The organism is Candidatus Cardinium sp. cByotN1 (genome assembly GCF_022810525.1).
Classification (GTDB): Bacteria; Bacteroidota; Bacteroidia; order Cytophagales; family Amoebophilaceae; genus Cardinium.
In genome coordinates, this window is sequence record NZ_JAACGG010000111.1 from 1 (window position 1) to 5,249 (window position 5,249).

A 5,249-nucleotide genomic window follows, 5' to 3' on the forward strand; every position below is an offset into this window, starting at 1 on the left:
CTGCGCTTTCTGATCGCACTTTTTTCAAAGGGCGTGTTTTTTTTCTAGCATAAGCCATAGTGGTGAACGGAAACAATTAAATATACCCCTTCAGTTGACGCCATGGTCTGAACAGCTACTATTTTATCGAAAAAAAGTAAACTACCTATTCCTTTTCTTAGCCTTCAATCGAATCTAATTGGTCAATTAAAGCAGTAACGCGCGCTCCTTGTATAACCGAATCATCAAGGATAAACCTTAAATCAGGTACTTTATGCATTTTACCCGCTATCCTTTTGCCTAATAATCTCCTTATGCTATTTTTATGATCATCCATTTTTTTTAGTAATGATCCCTGATCCTTATTGAGTGAAAGGCTAATATAAACTTTTGCTAGGTTCAAATCACTACTTAAGTCAACCATGGTAACCGAGATTAAAGCATGATCAAATAATCCTGCCATTTCTGTTAAAAACAATGTGGCTAGTTCCTTTTGGAGAATTTTAGCTATTTGCTTTACTTTAATAACATTAGTGGGCTTTAGCATTTTCTTGTTTAAGTAATATCTTAGTATCCTATTTGGTCAGGACCACCCACAAACAGAAAATCACGCAAAAGTGGGATAAAAAAGCTTTGTTTAACAGTGCCTTGAGCAGATACATGTCTTAACCAATTGTATAAATGAATCCACTTGGAGTGAAGCACCACCGATGAGCCCACCTGCAACATGAGGCGCACTAAATATAGCTGCTGCATTTTTTGGATTACAGCTCCCACCATATAGAATAGGTACGTTTATATTCCCGCCATATGCTTCTAATAGCGTTTCCCTTATAAAGTAGTGCATTTCTGTTATGATATCCAAACTAGCTACTTCTCCTGTACCAATTGCCCAAACAGGCTCATAAGCAACAGCTAATTTTGCTACTTCATCTGGTGTGATGCCGCATAAACTTTCTTGTAATTGTTGTTTGACAATCACTTTGTGTTTACCGTTTTTACGGTCTTCTAAACTCTCACCACAACAAAGGAAAGGTTGCATACCCGTTTTCAATACCTTTTTAACTTTTTTAGCTAAAAGCGAATTATCTTCTTTTTGGTACATTCTTCGTTCACTATGCCCAATCAATACCCCACTTACCTTACTAGTCGATAGCATAGCAGCAGATACCTCTCCTGTAAAAGCACCTTCTGCTTCATGGTGACAATTTTGTGCAACCAATTGAATAGGGCCTTTACGATCTATTAATTTTGCCATATCAGATAAATGAACAAAAGAAGGGGCAAGAAATAGCCCTAAGGATCCGGTATCAATTGCCTCCAATGTAGGTAACAACTGTTGCATAAAAGTAATGGCTTCTTTTGTTGTTTTGTACATTTTCCAATTGCCTATAAGGTATTTTTTTTCCATTTTTTCCCATTTGGGTTAGCTATAAAACCGACTTAAGTGCAGCCACTGTTTTGGGTAAATTGGGTAAAACAGCTTCTATTAAAGTAGGTGCGTAGGGTAGGGGTACATCTAGGCTATTTACCTTTTGAATAGGTGCATCCAAATAGTCAAAAGCATGCTTTTGCACCTGGTAAGCTATTTCAGAGGCAATAGAAGCTAGTGGCCAAGCTTCTTCTAGTATCACCAAACGATTGGTTTTTTTTACCGATTGAATAATCGTAGAGAGGTCTAGTGGGCGGATGGTTCGTAAATCAATTAATTCTACTGAAATACCCTCTGCTTGCATGGCTTGTCTGGCTTGATCTGCCACTTTAATCATTTTCCCAAAAGAAACCAAAGTTACATCTGTCCCCTCTTGCACCACGTGAGCTTTTCCGATTGGCAGCAAGTAGTTTTCTGTGGGCACTGCTCCTAAGTCGCCATACATGAGTTCTGATTCCATAAATATTACAGGATCATCATCTCTAATCGCACTTTTGAGTAGCCCTTTCGCGTCATATGGATTAGAAGGAATAACTACTTTTAGTCCCGGACAATTGGCATACCAATTTTCAAAATTTTGAGAATGTTGGACACTTAACATACCCGCATTACCAGTTGGCCCCCTGAATACAATAGGTACATGGTATTGGCCACCAGACATCGCGTACATTTTGGCTGCTCCATTGACAATTTGATCTATGGCTACTAAGGAAAAGTTAAAAGTCATAAATTCTATGATTGGGCGCAAGCCATTCATAGCAGCACCCACACCTAGACCAGCAAAACCCGACTCGCTAATAGGCGTATCTATAACCCTGTTTGGTCCAAAATGGTCCAGCATTCCTTGGCTTACTTTGTAAGCACCATTGTATGCCGCTACTTCTTCACCCATTAAAAAGATCATTTCATCTTTTTGCATTTCTTCGATCATTGCTTCTCGCAATGCTTCTCTAAATTGTATGGTTCGCATTTCCTAGCAATATGGTATGAAATAAAATAAGTTTTATCAAAGATAGGGTGCATTGAGAAAAAAACAATCAGCCATTACCAATATACTCCTTTAGCGCACTTCTAATTTCTTGAGCAGAGAGGTTATTTTCCATGCTTCCCTTTTTAGCTATGGATATCTGACCAGATTCTTCTGAAACAATTAAGACTAAGGCATCTGTTATTTCAGTAAGGCCAACAGCTGCTTTATGACGTAGTCCAAAACGAGCAGCAATATTGGGGTTGTCTGTCACAGGCAAGATACACCTTGCTGCTACGATTTTATTACTGTGAATAATAACTGCACCATCATGTAAAGGGCTATATTTGTTAAAGATAGCAATCAATAATCGAGCAGAGACTACTGCATTAATTAAATCACCAGATTCTTCATAGTGTCGCAGATCTGCATCTTTTGTAAACACGATGAGTGCGCCTGTATTACTTCCTCCTAATGTTTGAACGGCTTTTACTACTGGTGTTACATCCACTTCACTTTTTTGATCAGTTAACCAAGGAATAATTTGTACCATCATCGCCTTGCTACCTAAAAGACTTTTACCTATACTAAACAAGAAATGACGAATTTCTCTTTGAAAAATAATAATTGGAACGATAGGAGTTGTAAATATGCTTAAGATAGAGGCTAGCTCATTTAGATGTAATGCCCGAACAATCCAGTAAAAAAGATATACAACCAAGAAACCCAAAATGCTCTTGACAGCTATACTACCCTCAACTAATTTGTATATAGTAAAAATTAAAAACCCAATTAGTACCATGTCAATCACAAGTGTAAAACGCGTGTCCCAAGTTGCCAGATACAATAGGTTTAATGACATGGATTAAATAATTTATAAGTTTATAATCAAAATAATTTATATAAAGCAGGTGTATAAAAACTGCTAAGCCACTATGATTATTAAGGTATTTTAAGTTAATTTTGTGTTAAAAAAACGATTTTGTTCCCAAAAAAGCAAATTTAAAAGTAGCCTTCTTGTTATAAAGAGATTAATTTGTTAAAATTACTGATCTGCTATTTTTTTTGCATACAATTGCTATCTTTGAATTAAATTTCAATTGCCATTTGAAAGACAAAAGTGTCTCTAAGATCAATAATTGTTTCCAATGTTTTTTAAAGCACACCTTCTTGTCTTCTTAAAATATAAAATTAAAACAACCTTGCAATATGTTTAAAAAAATTATATTCCAGCAAAAAAAGTCGTGGCTATTCGTGATTACAATCTATGCAATGGTCAATGGTTGTAAAGATTGTTTCGGGGAAAAAAGCAAACAAAAAGAGACAGCCCCAACCACATCTTCCGTTGCATCATCTGCTAAACCTAATCCTCCAACTACTACTACTGCTCCAACCAATGAGCCAACAGATCATGTAAATGGCTCTACCGAGAGTCTTAATACCGACACTGATTCTTCTGGATTTTCTAGTGATAGTTCTTCTTCTTCTTCTTCTTCTTCTTCTTCTTCTTCTTCTTCTTCTTCTTTTAGTAGTGGTAGTGCTTCCTCTGGCTTTTCTAGTGGTAGTTCCTCTTCAGGCTCTTATACGCCTTCTACTCCTCCTCCTCCTCCTCCTTCTACTCCTACTCCTTTCGCTGGGCTGACTAATGTAGTTAATAGTTGCTATATGAATGCTGTGCTGCAGGTTATAGCAGCTTTATACTCAGACAGCGTAAAACATCAATATTTAAAAACTTTGATCGAAGAAATTAATAATGGTCATCGGCCACTAGGTAAAGACCGTATGGAGCGGGTTAGAACAGAATTACTTCAGCTAATCGATAAGACGGTTGATTGGGCAGACAAACAACAGGATGTGGATGAATTTTTGCTTCTGCTTCATCAGAAGCTGAATTACCCATTTCTACAGTCTTTTAACACTTTTGAACGGACGATTATTTCAGTTACAAAAAATCATGATTGCTGTAATTACTACAAACAAATTAGTCAGGGTCCATACAATTTATTGTATGTAAATTTTCCAGAATCATGTGTGGGTACTTTGAATTTAACTGATATGATTGCATCGTGTAGTGAAACAGTCGTACATAACAAAGATGTAAAATTAAAGGTGTGTTTAAATGATTACCACCGCTTAAACAATGAAAATCAATCGAATTTTCTAAGAAACAATCAAGATCAGTTAGAAGTTATAGATTATTCAAATTCAAGCAATGATATTGAAGTAGGCAGTTATATCAAGCAAGTCATATATAGGGAGCCAATGCCTTCTAGGTTATGTGTAGAATTGATGCGGTATGACCAAAATTTAATTAAAAATAACTCTGACGTTAATGGCACATTTGATATGACCATTAAGCCAGATCCTAATAATATAAATAGAATTAACTATAATTTAAATGCATTTATTGTACACGATGGGGATAGTACTAGCTCTGGCCACTATATTGCCTATGTAAAGCGTAAAGACCAATGGTATGAAGTGAGCGATAATAACGTAAAAGAAATTACGCAATCAGACGCTATAAATAAATCTAAACAAGCTTACTTATTGTTTTATAAAAAACAATAAAGCCTCCATGTATCGATTCAGCACGGCTGTGGTAGGGGATCCCAGAAAAACATGCCCCTTGTAAAATAGTTGCGATCAGCAATCACCTATTAGAGCTGACTAGAAAAACAGCTTATTTGAACCCGCGCAGCGGGTGAGCTCTGTTTTTCCAACTCTAATAGGTGATTGCCGCAACTTTTTACCAGGGCTTGATTTTTTGCTTACTTTTTTATCAAGAAAAAAGTAAGATAAAAAAGCCTTATAATCAAATAAAAATAATTAAAAATTCCTTAAGTTGACGCCATTGCCTGAACCCATACA

General features: G+C 36.3%; 5 protein-coding genes. 1 reads left to right on the forward strand and 4 read right to left on the reverse strand.

What is annotated here, in order from left to right; all coding sequences use genetic code 11:
* Nucleotides 1-157: 157 nt before the first annotated feature.
* The 4 genes from rbfA to cdaA all read right to left on the reverse strand — a co-directional run bounded on the left by rbfA (nt 158) and on the right by cdaA (nt 3,240).
* Complete coding sequence (gene rbfA, locus MUW73_RS03090) at nt 158-526, reverse strand: 30S ribosome-binding factor RbfA (RefSeq protein WP_243018344.1); 369 nt, start codon at nt 524-526, stop codon at nt 158-160.
* Between the two features lie 90 nt (nt 527-616).
* Nucleotides 617-1,390, reverse strand: a complete 774-nt coding sequence (gene tpiA, locus MUW73_RS03095) for a triose-phosphate isomerase (protein WP_262914875.1) — start codon at nt 1,388-1,390, stop codon at nt 617-619.
* A 19-nt stretch (nt 1,391-1,409) separates the two neighbouring features.
* On the reverse strand, nt 1,410-2,381 hold the full coding sequence (locus MUW73_RS03100) for a pyruvate dehydrogenase complex E1 component subunit beta (RefSeq protein ID WP_243018340.1): 972 nt from the start codon (nt 2,379-2,381) through the stop codon (nt 1,410-1,412).
* A gap of 67 nt (nt 2,382-2,448) precedes the next feature.
* Nucleotides 2,449-3,240, reverse strand: a complete 792-nt coding sequence (gene cdaA / locus MUW73_RS03105) for a diadenylate cyclase CdaA (RefSeq protein WP_243018339.1) — start codon at nt 3,238-3,240, stop codon at nt 2,449-2,451.
* Nucleotides 3,241-3,587: 347 nt separating this feature from the next.
* Here cdaA and MUW73_RS03110 point away from each other — a divergent pair, with 347 nt between their 5' ends.
* Nucleotides 3,588-4,949 carry a ubiquitin carboxyl-terminal hydrolase family protein gene (locus MUW73_RS03110; protein ID WP_243575246.1) on the forward strand — a complete coding sequence of 454 codons (1,362 nt, stop codon included), beginning with the start codon at nt 3,588-3,590 and terminating at the stop codon, nt 4,947-4,949.
* The last annotated feature ends 300 nt before the right edge of the window (nt 4,950-5,249 follow it).